Below are 20451 nucleotides of genomic sequence, written 5' to 3'. Positions count from 1 at the left end.
TTAAATCTATCGATTAATTTAGCTCCATCGTTTTATCTCTTCATCTAAAATTATACTATATTTATTGCAAACCTCACTCTTAATTTTCTGAATTAAATAATCAACATCTCTATAGCTGGCTCCGCCTAGATTGACAATAAAATTAGCATGTTTAGAAGAAATCTGAGCCCCGCCCTCTTGAACTCCTTTTAACCCACAAGCTTCGATAAGCAGGCCAGCCGACTCACCTTCCGGGTTCTTAAAAATACATCCACAACTAGGCAAACTAAAATCCTGCGAATTTAATCTTTCCTGGATAAAACAGCTTAGTCGCTGCTTTAAACCTTTTGATTTCGATAGGCTAAACCTAACCCAAATAATAATAGAATTTGCTATTGCCGAATATCGATAGCCAACAATTAAATCTTGTCTTTTTAGCTTACGAATATTTCCTTGAACATCAACAAGGCAAACTTCTAAAACCTTGGAAGAAATTTCCTCTCCGTAGCTAGATGCATTCATGGCCAAAAGGCCCCCGATTGTTGCCGGGATACCGACTAAATTCTCTAAACCCGAAAGGTCATTTCTAAGACAATAATTCATTAAACAAGCTAAACTAGTCGCTGCCCCTACCTCTACTATAGAATCAGATCTTTTCTTTATATAATTAAACTCCTGACCTAGTTTTATTATCGGCTTCTCAATCAAAGTATCGGCAATTAGTAAATTAGATCCTTTGCCTAAAATATAATAAGAATCCGATTCAGACAAAGCCCTGCGTAGCTGTTGCAGACTATTAACTAAAAAAAAGGAACTAGCCCTGCCTCCAATCTTAATAGTAGTATAATCTTTTAACTCGGTTATTTTAGTTAACTCGGCTCTTTTTAAACTCATCAATCACTCCTAACATAAGCTTATTAATATCGCCAGCCCCTAAAGACAAAACCAAATCACCATCTTGTAATCCTTCAGGAATACACTCGGCAAGCTCAGCTTTAGGAACATAACTCAATTCAACTGGTAAATGTTTGCCTATCTGGTTTGTAAGCTCCTGAGCAGTTATCCCCTCCAAGGGGCTTTCTGAAGCACTATAGATATCAGTTACTACTAACTTATCAACATCAGAAAAGCAAGTAAGGAACTCCTTAAATAATGCTTTAACCCGAGAATACCGATGTGGCTGCAAAACAACAAAAAGCCGCCTAGGCTTTAAGAGGCAAGCGGCCTTGATCACTGCTTTTATTTCAGTCGGATGATGCGCATAGTCATCAATGAAAGTCACCCCGGCCACCTTAGCACTTAGTTGAAATCTTCTCCTGGTGCCACGAAAATCCTCTAAAATTTTAGAAGCCTTTTTTAAATCCTCATCAAGATACCAAAGATAAGCTAAAGCTGCCAAAGCATTGCGACAATTATATTCACCAATCAAAGGCAACTTAACCGAAGCAATTCGACTTCCACCGGCAAATAAATCAAAACAACTATGTTTTCCATCAAAATTAAAATTTCGCCCCTGCAAATGATTAGAATCTCCCCAACCGAATTTTATCCCCTTCGTTTTATCAATAATTGTCGAAACTGATTCCTGATCACCCCAGCCGAATACTTTATCTTTAGTGTTAACGGCAAAATCTAAAAAACTATCACTTAAGGCTTCGGCTGTTCGATAATACTCAATATGCTCATAATCAATATTAGTAATTATCGAAACTAAAGGATTATAATAAAGAAAACTTCCATCGCTCTCATCAGTTTCAATAAGACAATGCTCGCTCCCCCACCAAGCACCTTGCGAATAGTTCAGTGACGATCCTCCCAGAAACACCGTAGGTTCATAACCTAAAGAAGTAAGCAAAAAGCCTAAAATAGCAGTGGTAGTAGTTTTCCCGTGGCTTCCGGCTACGGCTATTGTTTTCTTATCTCGGCAGAGTTCGGCTAAAAGCTTGCCTCTTTTTAAAATCGGTATTCGCCGCCTCATTGCCTCTTGTATCTCGGGATTACTTTCATTTACTGCCGAAGAATATCCTAGCAACTGGACATCTTTTGATACTTGCTCTTTGCGATGGCCAAGGAAAACCGTGATACCATGCTCTCTCAGCACTTTAATCATATAGCCGGAAGATAGATCTGAACCGCTAACAGAATAGCCCTTAGCTTTAAGCAACAAAGCCAATCCACTCATACCTACTCCGCCGATACCAACAAGATGGATATTCTTTACTTTAGATAAAATTTTATCCATTGTTTCTCTAGCTCTTCATAATTTCTACAGTCACTAAAAGACTTTGAAATAGCGCTCTCAATGCTCTCCCCATGTTTAAGACGAGAAAGGAAATTGGAAAACTTATACTTTCCGTATCGCTTGCTGAAAAAATTAACTATCGAAAATGATTCAACATAAAACAAACTGACATAATCAGCTGATTTTTTCGTTAAAACGCTCGAAGTCGTCCGGATGAGCTCCGATAAAGGTATATGCTTCCCCTGTTTAATCGCGTTCTGTAAATAAGAAAGTCTCCTTTGGTAAAGACCCATGCTATACTTATCCTCAATATAAGTTGCAACTCCTTCATCTAGCCAGAGCGAAAGACGATTTCTACCCGCATATTCGTGAAGAATAATATGTGTTAATTCATGGATAAAAATGGAATTAAAGCTTTTCTGATTAGGGTAGGTGTAGATAATCTTAGCCTTATAGTTAACACAAGCCCCCGACCAACTAGAACAACCAAACTTACTAAGATATTCTTTTTGATCTTTAGCGATAAAGACTTGAGCTCGATTATCCCACAGCCAAAGCTTATCCCGAATAAGATTAAACTGTTGAGTAATTATCCGGTAAAATTTTTCTCCGGTTTTCTTAATATCGTAAACATAATCTTTAGAGACTCCATCTTGATAACGAATCATGAAATGCTCCGAACGCAACTCTTGAAAATCTGTAGTTTTATCTCCAAAAGCAATTGCAACCGGAGTAATCGTAAACAAAAGAGCTAAGCTAACGCCAATAATTAATATCCAAACTTTCAAAATCTACTCCTAGTTCGATTTTAGCTGCATTAAGAGCTAAACGTTCACGTAAGTTATCGTCATAAATAAGACTACTTAAAGACTTGCTAAAATCTGAAAATGAAAAATTATCTTCTGAACATAGTAATGCCGCATCTCTTTGCTGAAAATAAAGCGCATTCTCTCTTTGATGACCAGAAGCCCCGGTATGCGGTATAAGCAAGGCTGCCAACCGGTAGTATGAGATTTCCGATAGAGTTAAAGCTCCGGCTCGTGAAACTACCAAGTCAGCTGCACTATATAAAACTTCCAAATTATAGTAGAAGTCCTCAACAAAGCTTTTACACTCTATTTTATTATAGTTTTCCCTAATCTCCAAGAACTTATCTTTACCAGTCAAATGTATTATTTGACAGTCCCCTTTAAACTGCTGAACGAAACGAACAAAGTTTTGGTTGATAAATCTAGAGCCCTGGCTACCGCCACAGCAAAGGATAACTGTTTTTGCATCAAATTGAAGTATTTCCCGGGCTTTCTGCTTATCTAATCTTTTCAAATTATCTCTTAAAGGAACTCCAAACACAAGATTCTTTTGAGAAGACTCCTGGCTGGGAAAACCCCTCAAGATCTTCTTTACAAACCTTGAAAGAACCTTATTCGCTTTGCCTAAGCTTACATTCGGTTCATAAAGTACAGTGTCTATCGAAAGTAAACTGCTCAATAATATCAAAAAGAAACTATCTCTGCCGCCGAAACCAATAACCCTCTCTGGCCTTAATTTAGAAATTATATAAATTGCCTCAATAAACCTGAAAAAACCCTCTATCGCCAAGCAACGAAAAGAAAAATATTTACCAAAAACAACAAACCCTTCAGCCTCAACATATTTTTTAAGATCCTTTGAGCTAACAAAAAAGTATATCTCTTCTTTTTTCTCAGACTCCGAATCTCGTTGAGCAATTTTTATCTTCTTAGCGATGCTAAGCGCAGGAAAAATATGGCCAGCGCTTCGCTCACAGGCAAATAGAATTCTCATAGTTTCACCTTAGGCGCACGAGAAGCATTAAAAAATAGACCTAAAAGAACATAATGAACTACTAAATTGCTGCCGCCATAACTCATAAAAGGTAACGGCAACCCCTTAGTAGGCAAAAGTCCACAACTGACACCAATATTGATAGTTATTTCTAAAAAAAAGATTAAAACAACACCCCACAAAATTCCTGAACGAAAAGTGTCTTCGACTTCTTTAGAAATTTTAAACATTTTATGAAATAATAAAAAGAATAATGACAGCAGACCTAATGAGCCCCACAGCCCAAACTCTTCAGCTACAATTGAAAAAACAAAATCAGTATGTGAGGCTGGGAGAAAAAATAATTTCTGACGGCCCTCACCTAAGCCAACACCCAAAAGCCCACCCTCACCATAAGCAATCTTGGACTGTCTCAACTGAAACCCTGCCCCTTGCGGATCAGAAGAAGGATTAAGGTAAGCCGTAATCCTTCTAAGCCGATAAGGGTAAGCTTTGACCAGAAAAAAAGAAGCCACTAGGCCCAAAATAACAATAAAAACTAAATGCCGACGGCGAGCCTTAAACAGGAAAAGAAAAAAAATAGTCCAAATCACCCAAAAAACCGCTGTGCCTAAATCTGGCTGAAGCAAAAGTAAAATGCAAATTGAGCCTAAAATCACAGCCAATGGTAATAAGCCCCTTTTTAAGCTTCCAATTAGACCTTTTTTTCTTCGGCAATAGTCAGCGCAATAAATCAAAAAGGAAATCTTTAATATCTCTGCCGGTTGGATATTGAAACCGGCCAAATACAACCACCGTTTTGCTCCGCCGGCGGTTCTTCCTAAAAACACAACAACCACTAAACAGAGAATGGTTAAAAGCAATAATTCTTTATTCCAACGCCGCAATAACTCCAAATCAACAAAAAGGGTTAAACAAAAAAGAAACAATCCGATTATAAAAAAACTTATTTGTTTTTTGAAAAAATAGGTCGCATCAGAAGTTGTCGCAAAGGCATGGATACTCGAAGACTCATACACCATAAGCAAACCGATAAGAGTAATAATAAAAATAGTAATAAATATGAAGCGTCGCTCTTTTTTTATATCTTTAATCATAAAATATTAAAAACTATTGACTATCGCCGAGAATCTATCCCCCCGCTCCTTGTAATTAGAAAACATATCGAAACTTGAACACATTGGAGAAAGAAGAATAGTGTCACCCTGGCTGGCTTGGCTAAAAGAAACAGCTATAGCTTCCTCAAAAGAGGAAAATTTCTGAACCGGCACATGGGCCTCCAACGATTCCATAATTGCTCCTGAGGCCTCACCAAAAAGATTTAACTTCTTTACTGATTTAAGATAAGGCACTAATTCTGAATAATCGAGGCCTTTGTCTTTGCCTCCGGCTAAAAGAATAACTGAACCTTTGGAATTCTTAAGCGCCCAAATAGTTGAAGAGGGGTTTGTCGCCTTTGAATCATTAACAAAATTTATTCCATTAATGACTTTAACTAGCTGCCGACGGTGAGGAAGGCCAACAAATGAAGAAAAAACCTTTTCGCAGTCCAACTTAGTTAAACCATAGATTTGAGCGATCCTGTAGGCGGCCGAAAGATTCTCATCAGAAAACTCATTTGAAAAATATATAGTTTTTGCTTTTACCGATCCTTCTTTTTCAAAATTGAGACTGCTATTTTTATTAAGAACTGCAAAGTCTTCCTTAGTTTGATTTCTAAATATATTCATCTTGGCCGTTAAATATTCTCGAAAATCCTTATAGCGATCAAGATGATCCGGAGCAACATTAAGCAAAGCTGCAACTTGCGGCCTAAAGCTTATAATAGTCTCTAGTTGAAAAGAGCTTAATTCCAAAACTACCAAGTCCCCCTTTTTAGTGTTTAAAACAAAAGAAGAAAACGGTATTCCGACATTACCGCCTAAAAACACTCTTTTCCGTTTAGCCTTAAGCAATTGATAAGTCAGATGACTGGTAGTAGTCTTGCCATTAGTTCCCGTGATCGCTATACAGTTAGCCTTAGTAAGAAGAAAAGCAAATTCAATCTCACCAATATAGGGTAAACCCAAACTAAGTATGGCCTTAATCGCTTTTGACCTCACTGGATCCACACCAGGACTCAATACTACAAGCTGACTCTGCTTAATAAAACTTTCACTATGTGCGCTAAATTCAAAATCAACACCGGCCTTGACTAAGCTATCTATTACTTCGGGTGAAAAACAATTACGCTCTCGCTGTTCGCTCACCTTCACTTTTTTACCTAAAGAAAGCAACAAATTAACCAAGCCAATACCGCTGGCTCCCCAACCAACAACGCAAACTTCATTAAAATCGTCTATATTCATTACTATCTGAGTTTTAAGGTCAGTAAAGCTATTACCGCACAGATGATCGAAATTATCCAAAAACGGATTATTATCTTCGGTTCATCCCAGCCTAGAATCTGGAAATGATGATGCAATGGCGCGGCCCGAAAAAGCTTTTTCCCTCTAAGTCGCACCGAAGCTATTTGCAAAATTACGCTCATCGCTTCTATTACAAATAAACCGCCACTTATAAAAAGTAAAAACTCCTGTTTTATCAAAAGAGCCGTCGCACCAAGGACTCCCCCCAAAGCCAAAGCCCCGACATCACCCATAAAAACTTGAGCCGGATAAGAATTAAACCAAAGAAAAGCTAAGCCGGCCCCAGTTAAAGCAAAACAGAATATTGTTAGTTCGCCGGCACCTTCAATATAGGGAATAAAAAGATAGTTAGCGAAACTTATATGTCCGACAATATAGCTTATCAACCCAAAAATTAAAGAATTTATAACTACTGCTCCAATAGCTAAGCCATCTAGACCGTCGGTGAAATTAACCGCGTTAGAAGTCGCTACGATCATCAAAATTACCCAAAAAATATAAAAATACCCTAAATCAAAAACTATCTTTTTTAAAAAAGGAAAATGCCAAGAAGTAGGAAAATCTTGGTTCAAAATAAGTGCTGCCCCCAATAATAAACCAATAATACTTTGTGAGATTAACTTTTGACGTCGGCTAAGTCCTTTACCCTTTTTTATTTTTAAAAGATCATCGCTCAAACCTACAGCACCCAAAGCAAGCATAACTAATAAAATAGCCCAAGTAAAGTAGGTATCCCATCTTGCCCAAAGAAGAGTTGAGACACACATCGAAAAAATAATCAAAACCCCACCCATAGTCGGTGTCCCACGCTTAGGTCCGTGAAGAGACTCTAGATGAATATGTCCATACATATCTATATTCTCAACCATTTTTAATTTTGTTAGTCTCTGTAGGGTAAATTTCCATAAAGCCATCACAACAATAAAAGAAGTAATAAAAGCACAGCCTCCTCGAAAAGTTATATATTTAGCGACATTAAAAAATGAAAAATATTTAGTTAACGGATAAAAAATATGATAAAGCATGTTTAAATCTCCTCAATAAAACTTTATTTACCTTAGATATGAAACTACTTTCTCTAACTCCATCCTCCGAGAACCTTTCAGAAAGACTAAATAGCCCTGATTACGGTTTTGTTTTAAATTAATTTTTTTACTAATAAATTCGGCCAAATCCTTATGTGAAAGAAAATGAAACGCTCGCCGATAGCCTAACTCCGATAAACTTTTCTTAAGATGCTGAGTATGACGGCCAAGCATAAGACAATAATCAAAATTATTCTCAATAATCTGAGGAGCTAGCAATCGATGATAGTAAGCACTCTTTTTGCCTAATTCTAACATGTCCCCAATTACGACAATTTTTCTCAAGGGATGATCTTTTAAACTTTTTAACCCCACTTTAACTGAATAAGGATTGGCGTTATAGGCATCATTTAAAATCAAAAGTCGATTTAGCTTCTGGATCTGCATTCTCATTGAAGGAAAATCTTTAAATTTACTTATCTTTGACACTAGTTTAGCTATCGGTATTCGATAAAGATGTGCCGCTAAAACAGCAGCTAAAATGTCAGTGATAAAGCCTTCCCGGTAACGCGGCAAAGAAAGTTTAAAAGAGTCTTGAATCAAAAAGTGGGAACTCTGGCTGTCGCGATTCTTACAGGCTGCCGAAAGATCAAGATTATCTTTACTACCAAACCAATAAATATTCTTTGTGCTTTTAACCCTTCTTAAATACATATCATCATGATTGAGAACTAGTTTCATCTTAGGATTACCAGAGAGTAACGATAATTTCTCCTTAAGAATACCCCTTAAGCTACCTAGGCCCTCCAAGTGAACTGGTTTAATAAAAGTAATCACCCCTACATTTGGCGCAAGCATACTAGACAAAGTGCTAATCTCACCCTTTTGGTTTGTACCTAATTCGGCAATAACAACATCTTGATCTTTCAACGAAAGAATGGTTTTAGCTACCCCAAGAATGTTATTCTCAGTTTTTTTGTTCTTAAGAACTCGACAATGATCTTTAAGTAAAAAATAAAGCATCTCCTTGGTGGTAGTTTTGCCGATCGAACCGGTAATAGCATAGACAAAAGGTTTTTTCTTATCTCTTATCAGGCGCACAATCGCACTCAATGCCTTATAGCTATCTTTAACTACCAAAAAAGGCACTTGTTGCTTTGTTGCTACATACTTTTGAGCAATAATACAAGCTGCGCCATTGGCTACGGCTTCTTCGATAAACTCATGACCATCACAAAGCTTACCTTTAAGAGCAATGAATCCTTCACCCTTAGTTATTGAGCGAGAATCAATCGAAAAAGCCTTAAGAATACGAAAGCTCGAACGATTATAGACCCGCAAAGGCTTAATTAAACGCTCTAAAATTTTTAAATCTCTAACTAGGATTGTTGCCATCTTTAATTATCGTCCTTATGACTTCGCTGTCTTTAAAGGGTATCTTTTTTGAACCCACAATTTGATAGTTCTCATGCCCCTTGCCTGCTACCAAAAGACAGCTTTTCTTATTTTTTGGATTAAGACTTTTTCTTTCCTTAACTAATAAACCAATAGCTTTTTTAATCGCTTGCTTTCGGTCAATTACAACTTCATAGTTTTTACTCTGAAAACCCTTTGTTATTTGGCTGCAAATAAGCTCGGGATCCTCGCTTCGCGGATTATCAGAGGTAACAAAACTAAAATCGCTATATTTATCAGCCACCTGCCCGATCAGCTTTCGTTTACCTTTATCTCGATCTCCACCGCAACCAAAAACCGAAATGATATTTTCATAGCCAATGTTACGCAAAGCCATTATAACTGTCTCTAAAGCATCAGGAGTATGCGCATAATCAATAAAAATATTCTCACCAATTACCTCTAACCTCCCCTCAACATTGGTAAATGATAAAATTTTATCTGCAATCTTTCGGGGTGAAATTCCTAAAGAAGCTATAAGACCAAAAGCTCCGGCAACATTATAAACATTATGTCTTCCACAAAGCTGGGTCCTGATTGAATAAATTTTATTGTCATATTCAATATCAAAGTGACTACCGCTTTTAGTTAAGCTTACCTTAGAAATTTTAAAATCACTAATATCTTTAATTCCATAAGTTAAGCTTTTAGGCAAAGAACGAAATAGCTTTACCCCGCAAGAATCATCAATATTAATTAATGCCGGTGTCCGCTTGTTATCTAAAAATAACTTCTTCTTGCTCTTAAAATACTTTTCGGGAGTTTTATGATAATCAAGATGGTCACGGCCTAAGTTAGTAAACAAACAACGCTCAAATTTAATCCCTTTAATTCTTTCTTGTTCGATAGCATGGGAAGAAACTTCAATGATCAAAAAATGGCTTCCTGAGTCTTTGGCTTCTTTCAAAAACTTTCTTAAAGTAAGAAATCCTGGAGTAGTACGTTCAGCCTCATAAACCTTTGGACCAATGCAATATTTTACCGTGCTGATCAAGGAAGCTGGGATCTTTAATTCCTTAAGCAAGTGATAAATAAGCATGCAAGTAGTAGTCTTGCCATTAGTCCCGGTGACACCAATGAATTTAAGGTCATTATGCTTAAATTCATAAAATAAATCTACTGACCGATAAAATTCTTTCTGAATATTATCTACATAAATAATGGGCGTATCCTTAATTATATTTTTTAGCTTCTTGCTTTGTGAACTTCTGGCTACAAAAGCAGATACTTTAGGTTCAATCTCCTTTAAAACTGAAAAAATATCAAAATTTCTTCTTTCGATAATAAAAAAAAGATCGCCTTTGTTGACCAAACGGGAGTCATCACTTATTCCAGAAATAGAAATTTTCCCCAATTGATCCTTGCTGAGTTTAGAAAAGATATTTTTTAGCTTCATCATGATAATCAATTTAAAGAAAAATCTGACCTTGGGCTTTTAGTCACACCCTGACTCTCGACGTAAGCAATTATTTTCTCGGCGATTTCTCGAAACACCGGCGCAGCTACTACTCCGCCAAAATGTGAACTACGCGGCTCATCAACGCTAACGGCAATAACTATTGGCCGATCTAAATCAGCTATAAAACCAGCAAAGGTGGCCCGATAGTCACTCGGTGAGTATCGCCCTAGTTTAGAATCATACTTCTGGGCAGTACCGGTTTTACCGCCAATAACTCGTTGTTTAATTCCGGCTCGCTTGCCAGTGCCTTCGGCTACAACCTTAATCAGGATACGCTTAGCCTCCTCGGCAACTGAAGAACTAAACACCCTTTTACGACGATAGTTAACATCCTTACAAAAATTATAAGAACAGATACTTTTAGCTAAATGCGGTTTAACTAAATAGCCGTCATTAACGATAACCGCAAATGCCCGAGCTAGCTGGATAAGATTTACTGATATTTCTTGGCCAATCGGAATGATATAACCTGACCTTCTTGACCATTGGCTGAAGCTTCTTAATTTTCCAGGTGATTCCCCAAAAAAATCTATACCGGTTAGTTGACCAAATCCTAGTCGTTCGATATAACTAAAAAAAGTCTCCTGACCCAAGGCAGCAACAATCTTAGCAACTCCAATATTGCTCGATTTCATAAACACTTCTTCAAAAGCAAGTTCTCCGTAAGGTTTCCAATCATGAAGTGGTTTACCGGGAATATCAAAAGTTCCATCCTCGCAAAATATAATATCATCCTTAGAGAAAGTCTTTTCACTCACCGCCGCTAAAAGAGCAACTACCTTAAATACCGAACCTGGCTCGAATACATCAGTCACCGCCCGATTATTTATATATTCCAAAGACTCAGTCTCCCGTTCGTTAGGATCAAAAAAAGGATAATTAGCTAAACTGATTACTTCTCCGGTCATTGCATCCATAACTATAGCGCTTGCACCTTTAGCCCTAAAATCCTTAACTACCTTTTCCAAAGCTTCCTCAACCCAGTACTGTATCTGAGCATCAAGAGCTAAGACAATATCAGCACCTCTTTGAGGTGTTATTACTTGGGAAGAAAGAATAAGCTGACGTGAAGAAGAATCTTGCAAAACTCTTACTTGGCCGTCTTTTCCCTTTAAATACTTCTCGTAAAAAATCTCCAGCCCCTCTTGGCCTTTATTATCGATATCAGTAAGGCCTAATACTGATCCAGCAACGGTCTCATGAGGATAAAACCGCTTTCTTTCTCTAATAAACCTAATTCCCTCTAGTTTTAACGACGCTATCTTTTTCTGCTGGTCTAGAGAAATCTTTCTTTTAATCCACACAAATCGCTTATTTTTATTGAGCCGCGACAAAATCATTGTCTTAGGTACATCTAGATTCTTTGCGAGAACTTTGGCGGTTAGTTCCGGATCATCTACTAACGATGGGTCGGCAAAGACAGAATAACAATGTAAACCAGTAGCTAAAACTCTTTTGCGTCGATCAAAAATTACACCACGCTGGCCTTCCAATCTTATATTTCGATAATGCTGATTCTTAGCAAGCTCTCTGAAAAAGCTGCCTTTAACTACCTGCAGATGAATAATTTGTGCTGCTATAGCAGAAAAGAAAAAGACAAAAAGAAAATATACAGTAACAGCTCTTTTCTTAGTAATAGCTCTTGCCACTTCTTCCCCTACGACACTATGTAATTTAAAATCCTGAGGATGCGGGTTTACCGGCTATCCTCTGCTAAAACCGTTGAAGTAGATACCGAGGTTTTCAAGAAACGGTTCAGCAATGAGGCAATCGCGCTACCATGGACTTGCTTCTCTCTAGCAGGAACTAAAGCTAAAACTTTTTCCCTACCAACAGGAGCAAAAGACTCATTTTTAGCCCATTGATTAACCTTAGTCAGCGAAATTTCCTTAGCAAAATTATACATCAAGTAGTCTCTCTTATCAACAAGTTCGTTATAGCGCTGATGATTGCTATTTAAGCGGTAGGCCTCAACGTAAATCTGGACTTTTTGGTGCAGATATAGCAAACCGGTAAAGAACACAAAAAGCGATAACAACAATGGTAATAACTTTTTCATAATTACTAATTTCGTTCTGCTATTCGTAATTTAGCTGAGCGAGAAGCTAGGTTTTCTTCTCTTTCTAAATCCGTAGGAATTAAAGGTTTTTTAGTAATCACCTTTAAAATTCCCTCCGAAGCATAGTTTTTAAAAACATGTTTAACGATTCTATCTTCAAGTGAATGAAAAGAAATGACACCAATTCTTCCACCTTTATTGAGAAGTTCAACTGCCCTTCCTAACCCATCCTTGAGCGATTCAAGCTCTCGGTTGACCGCTATACGCAAAGATTGGAAAATTCTTGTTGCTGGATGAATTCGACCATGCTGAGATTTAACCGAAAGTGCACTAACAATAATACGAGTTAATTGGGTAGTTGTGGTTAACGGTTCTTTTCTTCGGGCCTCCACTAAACGAATAGCTATTCTACGAGCGTGACGTTCTTCACCAAACTTTTTAAAAATACTAGCTAGCTCCCCTTCGCTTAAATTATTCACAAGGTCATAGGCTGAAACAAAAGCATCCTGATCCATACGCATATCTAATGGACCTTCTTTTAAAAAACTAAAACCTCTTTGAGGGCTATTTAGCTGATAAGTTGAAATCCCTAAATCAAATAAAAAAGCATCAACTCGGTTAATTTTCACCTTAGCCAATACTTGATCAAGATTAGCAAAATCGCCTCTAGCTACGGTAAATCGACCATTGAAACTTTTTAGGTTCTTTTTAGCAACTTCCAATGAATCCTGATCGCGGTCAATTCCAATTAAAAGGCTATCTTGACTCATAGATTCAAGCATTTTAGCAGCATGCGCCCCGAGGCCCAAGGTGCAGTCAACTATCACCTTTCGCCTCTGAGGCTCAAGGAAATTAAGCACCTCTCGATACATAACCGGATAATGATATGGTTCCACCATTTTTTCTACAGTACAATTTGACATAATAAACTCTTCAAAATAAAACCTAGCCTGTTGATTTACGTTTCAACAAAGCTGTTGAAGCTAATTGTCGGTTACTCATTTGGCAAATTCTAAATCCGGACAAGGTTAACATTGATATCCCCAACGGAAGGTCAGAAGACTTGCGACTGAGTTTAGTAACATTTTTCTTAGCTTTAGCTAATTCTGTTGCCATCGGCTACCTCCTTATTCTTCAAAAAGATTCTCGGCCATTTCTTCAAAACGCTTTTTATTATGATTATAAAAGCTGCTCCAAATTTTCCGATCCCAAACTTCGATGCGATTAACCACACCGATTATGACTATCTCTCGGTTGATTTGGGCAAAACTTTTAAGATATTCGGGGACGGTTACCCTTCCTTGTGCGTCCACTTCTATTTCGCTGGCACCGCTGAAAAGTAATCGATTAAAAGACCGAGACTGCTTCTTGGTAAAAGAAAGTGTTGAAAGCTTCTCCTCCAACTGTTTCCAAGCAGTTTCAGCGTACAAGGAAAGACAACCGTCCAAACCACGGGTTATATAAAACTTTTTTTTCTTGAGAGTTTTTATTTTTTCACGGAATTTTGCCGGAAGGATAAACCTATCTTTATTGTCGAGGGTATGATTGTGTTCGCCGTACCACATTCCACTTTACTCCACTTTATTCCACAACATAAATATATAATAAAAGCCCTTATTTGTCAAGGGCTTTTGCGAAATAAATGGTTATGCCACAAGGGGTTGTGGATGCTTTAGGAAGGAATACTATATTTTGAGGTTATCTGTCGGACATCTTTAGCAATCGCCGACTGTAAACTGGGAGAATTTGAAAACTTACGCTCATCTCTTAGCCTTTTTAAAAATACTATTTCTATAGTCTTTCCTAAAATATTTTTACTAAAATTAATAAAATAAGCTTCAATGATGCATTTTTTCAACGAAGTTAATGTCGGACTCCGACCAATATTTACTGCCGCCAGATACTTCTGCTTATTCAAAATTACATAAGCCGCATACACCCCTCGAGGAGGCACAACATAATCTCCAGCTGAAATATTAGCAGTCGGAAACTTTAACTGCCGACCAATCCCCCTTCCTTTAACCACCTTCCCTTTCAACGAAAAATCTCTACCCAAAAGTTGTTTTACTTTTTTAAGTTCAGCTGACCTTATATGGTGACGGATTAGTGAACTGCTTATCAATTCTTGTTTAAACTTTGTCTTAGCTATAACCGTGAGTTTAAAACCAAATTCAGAAGCAACTTTCTTTAAGTATGAAACATCGCCTCCACCGGCATAGCCAAAACGAAAATCCTCTCCAACGATAAGTTCCTTTATTGAAAAATAACTAAAGATATAACCAAGAAAGGCTTCCGGGCTAAGTTCGAGCAGTCGTTGTCGGGTTTTTAAAAACCAAAGAAAATCAATACCTAGCGGCTGAACGAAACCTATTTTTTGTTCTAAATCAGAAAGTATTCCTGAGAATGCTTTAGTTGACCGCCAAGTATTATGCAGGTGTTTACGCCGCAAAAATTGTTGAGGAGCAAGATCAAAGGTAATAGCCAAAGAGCTAACCTTTCTTCTTTGGGCTGATTTTATTACTTTATCCAGGATGAATTTATGCCCCTTATGGATTCCGTCAAAAGTGCCAATTGTAGCTACACAATTAACTCGCCTAGAAGGTAATTTTTTGTAAATGACTTTCATTAATCTTGGCTGGCTCTATCGCATCATCTAATTTAAACGGCCCAATGCTTAAGCGTACTATTTTTACCATATGCGCCCCGCAAAAAAGCTCCTCACCAATATCTTCAGCAAGCTTCCTGATATAAGTACCCTTGGAACAACGGGTGATAAACTCAATAAAAGGGAGATCAATCTTAGTTATCTCTAAAGAATGTATAACTATCGCGCGAGAGGCTCGCTCAACTACAATTCCTTGCCGAGCTAAACTATAGAGTCGCTTGCCTTTAATCCTCAAAGCGCTTACCATCGGAGGTATCTGCTGAATGTTGCCAGTAAACTTCTTAAAAGCCTGATTGATTTTATCCTGACTAATTTCTTTAAAACTCGCCTCCTTAATCACCTCACCTTCTGAATCTCCAGTAGTAGTAGTTTCTCCTAATTTTAGGATACCAAAATATTCCTTATCGAAATTAACAAACTTAGTAAATGACTTAGTAAATCGGCCGACTAAAATGATCAATAACCCTTCGGCCAAAGGATCTAGGGTTCCAGCATGACCAACCTTTCTGGTTTTGAGCTGCCGACGCACGATATCAACAACATCATGTGAAGTAATGCCCTTTGGTTTATTAACTAAAATGATTCCTTCTTTTGTGTTGGAATTAATCATAAAACTATTTTTTCTAGCGGGATTTACGCAAAGACGCACTAGCGTGCTTTTTGATAAAAGAAATTACCTTTTTTTCTGCAACCTCTAAAGAACAGTCTATAGTGGTTCCGCTGGCTCTTTTGTGGCCGCCACCACCGAAGAATTTAGCGATTTTATTAACATCTACGCTTGAACGTGAACGGAAATTAACTCTGGTTCTATTTCTATCAACTTTCTTAAAAAGAAGAAAGACCTCAGTTCCTTTTAAAAGTCGCATGGTTGAAAAAATTACCTCGCTGAGATCATAAGTTTTATTTTTCCAGCTAGTGACATTTGCCCAACATATTTTTTTAGTTGGATCAAACTTTAAAGATGAAATAATTTTACCGATGAAATTTAAGTCCGAAGGCACACAAAGGCTATGTATAATATCATAGATCATATGCGGATGTAGATTATATTTCATAAGCCTTGAAGCTATCCAATGAGTTTCGCTATCAGTACTAGCATAAGTAAAGTTTCCGGTATCGGTAAAAATACCAGTATATAAACAAAGAGCAATATTCTTATCCATAACCTTAAACTTATCGCAAAGTCGATAGAGCATCTGGGTGCAAGACCCCAAGTGAGGCTCAACCCAGTTAATATCACCAAAATAGGTATTGCTTACATGGTGATCAATATTAATAATACAATTAGCTTTAACCAGGCTGTCCTTAACTTTTCCGGCACGCGACGAATCTGAACAATCTAAGGCTAACGCTACGTCGAAATCTTCATTTTTTATACTATTTCTTATCACCCGATGAAAAGGTAAAAACTTATATACTTCCGGAGTAGGATCATTATTATATATTACTACCTGTTTTTTTAATTTTTTAAGCAAAATATAGGTAGCTAGTTCTGAACCAAGGGCATCACCCTCTAAATTCATATGAGCGGTAATCAAAAACTTTTTACCTTTTTTGATTCTATCGACTATTGTTTTAAGCGGATTTTCACTCATTATTGCCTTCGGACTCCTTTAAATCTTTAAGTTTCTTATAGACGTCAACGCTAAGTTTGATTGATTCATCAGGTATAAAACTTAATTGGGGGGTAATCTTAAGATGCACTCGCTTGCCAAGCAAGCCGCGGATAAAACCCTTCATCTTATCGAGCACCTCTTGGGCCTTCTCGTATTGGGCATCATCAAGCAAACTATAATAAACTCTGCTTTCCTGCAAATCAGACGTAGTCTTAACCCGAGTAATTGATAAAAATTCCATATCCGGATCATCGATCTCCTGCTGAATTATCTCGGTGATTCTCTTGCGTAACTCTTGGTCAACCTTCTCCATTCGAAGCGACATAACTCTCCTTGATTGCTGTCTATTAAAGATGAATTATAGCTTAAATTACTCGTTTTATCAACCTGCTTTTCTTAAGACTTCTTCTGCATTCTCTTAAAGATACGCTTTACTTCCCTGATTTCATCACCTTTGCTCTTTAAAGCTTTACTAAGCTTCGCCTGGGCTAGACGCTTAAGTAACTTCCCATAAAGAACCGTTGGCTCAAAACCCAATTCTTTAAGATCTCTGCCTTTTAGTTCGATGCGACTATGGATAAGCTCATCTAAAAAATGTTCAATATTCTTGCGCAGTTTGACCCTTGAATAATAAGCATAGAAAAATAATATTGCCTCAAAACTATATTTATCAAGGATTCGATGAATTACCTTAGGGGCCAACTTAGAATCCAATTTCTTGACTCTAAAAAGACCTTCTTTAATTGAGCTAACTATCATTCGCTCACCTTTTTTAAATCCGAAATCATGCAAAATCTTCTTGATTTTTTTGGCAGGAAATCTAACCAATAAACCACTAAGATAAACCAACCAAATCTGTAGTTGGCGAGATTTATCAAACTTCTTCTGATAATGTTTTGAAGCCTTATTAATCCGGTCAAAAAGCTTAGAGTCTTCCTTTTTTAATTTTAAACCAGAACCAATGAATGAAAGACTGACTAGACCATCTAAACGCCTGATATAACGTTGGGGCTCTAGTTCTTTTAAAATAAGTATTAATTCATTCCTTAGGCGATGCAAATTAACTAAGCTTAAAGCCTTTTCCCTAATCGCTTGCTTTAAAAGGCTTAAGCTGTGAGTCTCGATTTTGAACCGAAAGCGTTGCTCAAAACGAATAGCTCTAAATATTCTAGTTGGGTCTTCTAGAAAACTTTGGCTGTGTAGAACTCTAATTAAACCTTTTTTTAAATCCTTAAGGCCTCCATAAAGATCAATGAGCTTTCCGTGATCAGCCTTGTTTAAGCCGATGGCGATAGCATTAATCGTAAAATCCCGCCGGCAGAGATCTTCAACTAAAGAAGCTGGCTTAACTTTAGGTAAAGCCCCCCAGTGAGAGTAAGTTTCAGAACGAGAAGTAACAAAATCTATTTTGTGACCCTGCCAACCTACAGTAGCCGTACCAAAAGCATGGTGCTTTTTAAAATCAGCTTTAAGTTGTCTGGCTAGCCTTGAAGCAAGCTTGATCGCATCGCCTTCAACGACTATATCTAAATCAAAAACATCTTTGCCTAAAAGCAAATCTCTAGCTACTCCGCCAACAAGATAAACCTTGCAACCGGCTCGCTCAGCAATACCTGAAGTAAGTTTTAGTACCTTTCTAAATTGAGGCGATAACTTTTTTAATTGATTAACCATAATTTAAAAATAAACTCATTATATCCTATTTTGCCCGAGGATGAAACTGCCGGTGAATCTTTTTAAGCCTAGTCTCATTCACATGAGTATAAATCTGAGTCGTAGTAATACTGGCATGGCCTAACATTTCCTGAACGCTGCGTAAATCTGCCCCCCGCTCAAGCAGATGGGTTGCAAAGCTATGACGCAAAGTATGTGGGCTTACCTTTTTTCGTATTCCGGACTTTCGCACTTGTTTCTTAATCATCTTCCAAACACTCTGACGGCTTAGGGGGCGACCGCCTTGAGCTAAAAAAAGATAGATACTTACCTTTTTACCTAAAAGCTTCGCCCGAGCTTGAGTAATATAGCTATTTATAAAATGATCAGAAATCTTGCCCATCGGGACAATTCGTTCTTTTGACCCCTTACCCTTGCACCTAAGAAACCCGACATCTAAATTGACATCGGAACTTTTAAGTTTAGTCAGTTCAGAAACTCGCAAACCAGTTGCATACATTAACTCGAGGATTGCCCTATCTCTTATGCCTTGCGTTTTCTTGAGATTAGGTGCCTTCAAAACCTTATTTACTTCTTCAATCGATAGGTAAGAAGGGATTTTTTTCTCTATCTTAGGAAGCTCGATCAAGTCAGTCGGGTCAGCCGATACTATCTTTTCACGAAGTAAAAATCGATGAAACCCCTTAACGGTTGAAAGAAATCGCGAAATACTTCTTACTGAAACATCTTTACGTAAATTAAATAAGTAATCGGTGATATCTTTACGACTTATCTTTTTAGGGTCCTCTATGCCCAATTTCTTCAAAGCAGCTATATACTTTTTTAAATCATGTCCATAGGCATAAATAGAGTTAACCGATAAACCCTTCTCAACTTTGAGATAATCCATAAAGGCTTCTAAGTAAAGTTCCATTTCAAAAATTATTTTTTACAAGAAAGGGTTCTCTTTATTTTCTCTTCCGATGGTAGTTGAAGAACCATGACCGGGGTAAACTATTGTCGCATCAGGCAAAACCATCACCTTCTCCTGCAGTGAACTGATCAAAGCCTCAGGCGAAGCTAAAGGTATGTCAGTTCTACCAACAGAGTCGAAAAATAGGGTATCACCGCTAAAAAGCCAATCAACTATTTTTATGCATGTTGAACCGGGAGTATGTCCGGGGGTATGAATTACTTCAATTTTTTGTCCGCTAAAGTTTAAGGGTTGCTCTTGATTATAAAAATTAACCTTCCTTGAAGTAATGACTCCTTCGCCAAAAAGAAAGGAACCATTCAACTGGGGATCGCCGAGCAAAGGCTTATCGGCAGGATGGATATAAAAAGGACATTCGAAATCATTTAACCCGTGAATATGGTCAAAATGGCCATGAGTAAGGAGAATAAAGGCAAGCTCTACCTTTTGATTTTTAATAAAATCAACAACTTCTCGCGAATCCCAGGGACTATCAATAAGACAACCTTTTTTCCTGTCTTGACTAAGAATCAAATAGCAATTGCTAGACAGAGGTCCGCTGACAAAAGTCTTTAGCTTCAACTCATCCATTGCTCAGCATCGCTATAGTTAAAATCTTTCTCAAATATCCTTTTAAGATGCTCGATCCTACGAATAAGGGAATTACGTCTCACCTCACTCATGTTAGGAGCTTTTTCAACCTGTTGACGGATATAAAGTAAGTCGTCATATATCGGGTAAATCTCTTCTTTGCCTTCAGTATTAAAAAAAGAGATTATCTGTTCAACATTCATAATTGCCTCAGATATGGCTCGACGCTGCCTTTTATAACTTATTCCTTTTTTGAGCGCCGCTGACAATTCATCAAGCCAACCACGAACAAAAATATAATAATCTATATAGGCATCGCGTGAAGGTTTTGTCGGATACTCTTTGAAATCAACATAAACTGCCTGCTCCTTTTCGATTTTTTTCTTACGAATGAACTTTTTACGCAAAGCATGGCACCCAGAATTAAAAACTAAAAGAGTAATCAAAAGATAAGTAAATAGCCTTTTCATGAGAAAATTATACCATCTTGGCCTTAAAAAGGCTACTGAAAGTTAGCAGTTCA

22 protein-coding genes are annotated in these 20451 nt (G+C 37.5%); all 22 read right to left on the bottom strand.

Annotated features, from left to right (window positions below; translation table 11 throughout):
- Positions 1–18 precede the first annotated feature (18 nt).
- The gene (gene murB / locus K9L86_07755; protein MCF7908746.1) at positions 19–873 is read right to left on the bottom strand and encodes a UDP-N-acetylmuramate dehydrogenase; all 855 of its coding nucleotides are present in this window, start codon (positions 871–873) and stop codon (positions 19–21) included.
- A complete protein-coding gene (gene murC, locus K9L86_07750; protein ID MCF7908745.1) occupies positions 845–2221 on the bottom strand; it encodes a UDP-N-acetylmuramate--L-alanine ligase in 1377 nt (458 codons plus the stop codon). The genes murB and murC overlap by 29 nt, the downstream gene beginning before the upstream one ends.
- Positions 2197–3009, bottom strand: a complete 813-nt coding sequence (locus K9L86_07745; protein MCF7908744.1) for a hypothetical protein — start codon at positions 3007–3009, stop codon at positions 2197–2199. The genes murC and K9L86_07745 overlap by 25 nt, the downstream gene beginning before the upstream one ends.
- Positions 2978–4024, bottom strand: coding sequence for a glycosyltransferase (locus tag K9L86_07740; GenBank protein ID MCF7908743.1), 1047 nt, complete (start codon positions 4022–4024; stop codon positions 2978–2980). Before K9L86_07740 ends, K9L86_07745 begins: the two co-directional genes overlap by 32 nt.
- The gene (gene ftsW, locus K9L86_07735; GenBank protein MCF7908742.1) at positions 4021–5121 is read right to left on the bottom strand and encodes a putative lipid II flippase FtsW; all 1101 of its coding nucleotides are present in this window, start codon (positions 5119–5121) and stop codon (positions 4021–4023) included. Before ftsW ends, K9L86_07740 begins: the two co-directional genes overlap by 4 nt.
- A 6-nt stretch (positions 5122–5127) precedes the next feature.
- Positions 5128–6372, bottom strand: a complete 1245-nt coding sequence (locus K9L86_07730) for a UDP-N-acetylmuramoyl-L-alanine--D-glutamate ligase (GenBank protein ID MCF7908741.1) — start codon at positions 6370–6372, stop codon at positions 5128–5130.
- Between the two features lie 2 nt (positions 6373–6374).
- On the bottom strand, positions 6375–7457 hold the full coding sequence (gene mraY / locus K9L86_07725; protein MCF7908740.1) for a phospho-N-acetylmuramoyl-pentapeptide-transferase: 1083 nt from the start codon (positions 7455–7457) through the stop codon (positions 6375–6377).
- 27 nt (positions 7458–7484) lie between these two features.
- Positions 7485–8852, bottom strand: coding sequence for a UDP-N-acetylmuramoyl-tripeptide--D-alanyl-D-alanine ligase (murF, locus tag K9L86_07720; GenBank protein ID MCF7908739.1), 1368 nt, complete (start codon positions 8850–8852; stop codon positions 7485–7487).
- On the bottom strand, positions 8833–10311 hold the full coding sequence (locus K9L86_07715; protein ID MCF7908738.1) for a UDP-N-acetylmuramoyl-L-alanyl-D-glutamate--2,6-diaminopimelate ligase: 1479 nt from the start codon (positions 10309–10311) through the stop codon (positions 8833–8835). Before K9L86_07715 ends, murF begins: the two co-directional genes overlap by 20 nt.
- Before the next feature lie 5 nt (positions 10312–10316).
- Positions 10317–12020: a penicillin-binding protein 2 gene (locus K9L86_07710; protein ID MCF7908737.1), complete on the bottom strand. Its 1704-nt coding sequence runs from the start codon at positions 12018–12020 to the stop codon at positions 10317–10319.
- A gap of 47 nt (positions 12021–12067) precedes the next feature.
- Positions 12068–12430 carry a hypothetical protein gene (locus K9L86_07705; protein ID MCF7908736.1) on the bottom strand — a complete coding sequence of 121 codons (363 nt, stop codon included), beginning with the start codon at positions 12428–12430 and terminating at the stop codon, positions 12068–12070.
- A 5-nt stretch (positions 12431–12435) separates the two neighbouring features.
- Entirely contained in the window at positions 12436–13326 is an 891-nt protein-coding gene (rsmH, locus tag K9L86_07700) for a 16S rRNA (cytosine(1402)-N(4))-methyltransferase RsmH (GenBank protein MCF7908735.1), read from the bottom strand.
- Between the two features lie 49 nt (positions 13327–13375).
- A complete protein-coding gene (locus tag K9L86_07695; protein MCF7908734.1) occupies positions 13376–13546 on the bottom strand; it encodes a hypothetical protein in 171 nt (56 codons plus the stop codon).
- Positions 13547–13557: 11 nt separating this feature from the next.
- Positions 13558–13995 carry a division/cell wall cluster transcriptional repressor MraZ gene (mraZ, locus tag K9L86_07690; protein MCF7908733.1) on the bottom strand — a complete coding sequence of 146 codons (438 nt, stop codon included), beginning with the start codon at positions 13993–13995 and terminating at the stop codon, positions 13558–13560.
- 107 nt (positions 13996–14102) lie between these two features.
- The gene (locus tag K9L86_07685) at positions 14103–15056 is read right to left on the bottom strand and encodes a bifunctional riboflavin kinase/FAD synthetase (GenBank protein ID MCF7908732.1); all 954 of its coding nucleotides are present in this window, start codon (positions 15054–15056) and stop codon (positions 14103–14105) included.
- The gene (gene truB, locus K9L86_07680) at positions 15025–15705 is read right to left on the bottom strand and encodes a tRNA pseudouridine(55) synthase TruB (protein MCF7908731.1); all 681 of its coding nucleotides are present in this window, start codon (positions 15703–15705) and stop codon (positions 15025–15027) included. Before truB ends, K9L86_07685 begins: the two co-directional genes overlap by 32 nt.
- Positions 15706–15718: 13 nt before the next feature.
- Positions 15719–16690, bottom strand: coding sequence for a bifunctional oligoribonuclease/PAP phosphatase NrnA (locus K9L86_07675; protein MCF7908730.1), 972 nt, complete (start codon positions 16688–16690; stop codon positions 15719–15721).
- Positions 16683–17036, bottom strand: coding sequence for a 30S ribosome-binding factor RbfA (gene rbfA, locus K9L86_07670; protein ID MCF7908729.1), 354 nt, complete (start codon positions 17034–17036; stop codon positions 16683–16685). Before rbfA ends, K9L86_07675 begins: the two co-directional genes overlap by 8 nt.
- A 71-nt stretch (positions 17037–17107) precedes the next feature.
- Positions 17108–18385 (bottom strand): hypothetical protein, encoded by a 1278-nt coding sequence (locus K9L86_07665; protein ID MCF7908728.1) that lies wholly within the window; start codon positions 18383–18385, stop codon positions 17108–17110.
- Between the two features lie 25 nt (positions 18386–18410).
- Positions 18411–19298, bottom strand: a complete 888-nt coding sequence (gene xerD / locus K9L86_07660) for a site-specific tyrosine recombinase XerD (protein MCF7908727.1) — start codon at positions 19296–19298, stop codon at positions 18411–18413.
- 15 nt (positions 19299–19313) lie between these two features.
- A complete protein-coding gene (locus tag K9L86_07655; GenBank protein ID MCF7908726.1) occupies positions 19314–19928 on the bottom strand; it encodes an MBL fold metallo-hydrolase in 615 nt (204 codons plus the stop codon).
- Positions 19916–20398: a hypothetical protein gene (locus tag K9L86_07650; GenBank protein ID MCF7908725.1), complete on the bottom strand. Its 483-nt coding sequence runs from the start codon at positions 20396–20398 to the stop codon at positions 19916–19918. The genes K9L86_07655 and K9L86_07650 overlap by 13 nt, the downstream gene beginning before the upstream one ends.
- Between the last annotated feature and the right edge of the window lie 53 nt (positions 20399–20451).

It is taken from the genome of Candidatus Omnitrophota bacterium, from assembly GCA_021735655.1.
In the GTDB taxonomy this organism is placed as follows: domain Bacteria; phylum Omnitrophota; class Gorgyraeia; order Duberdicusellales; family 4484-171; genus JAHKAJ01.
This window is presented reverse-complemented; position numbering and strand designations above follow the sequence as displayed.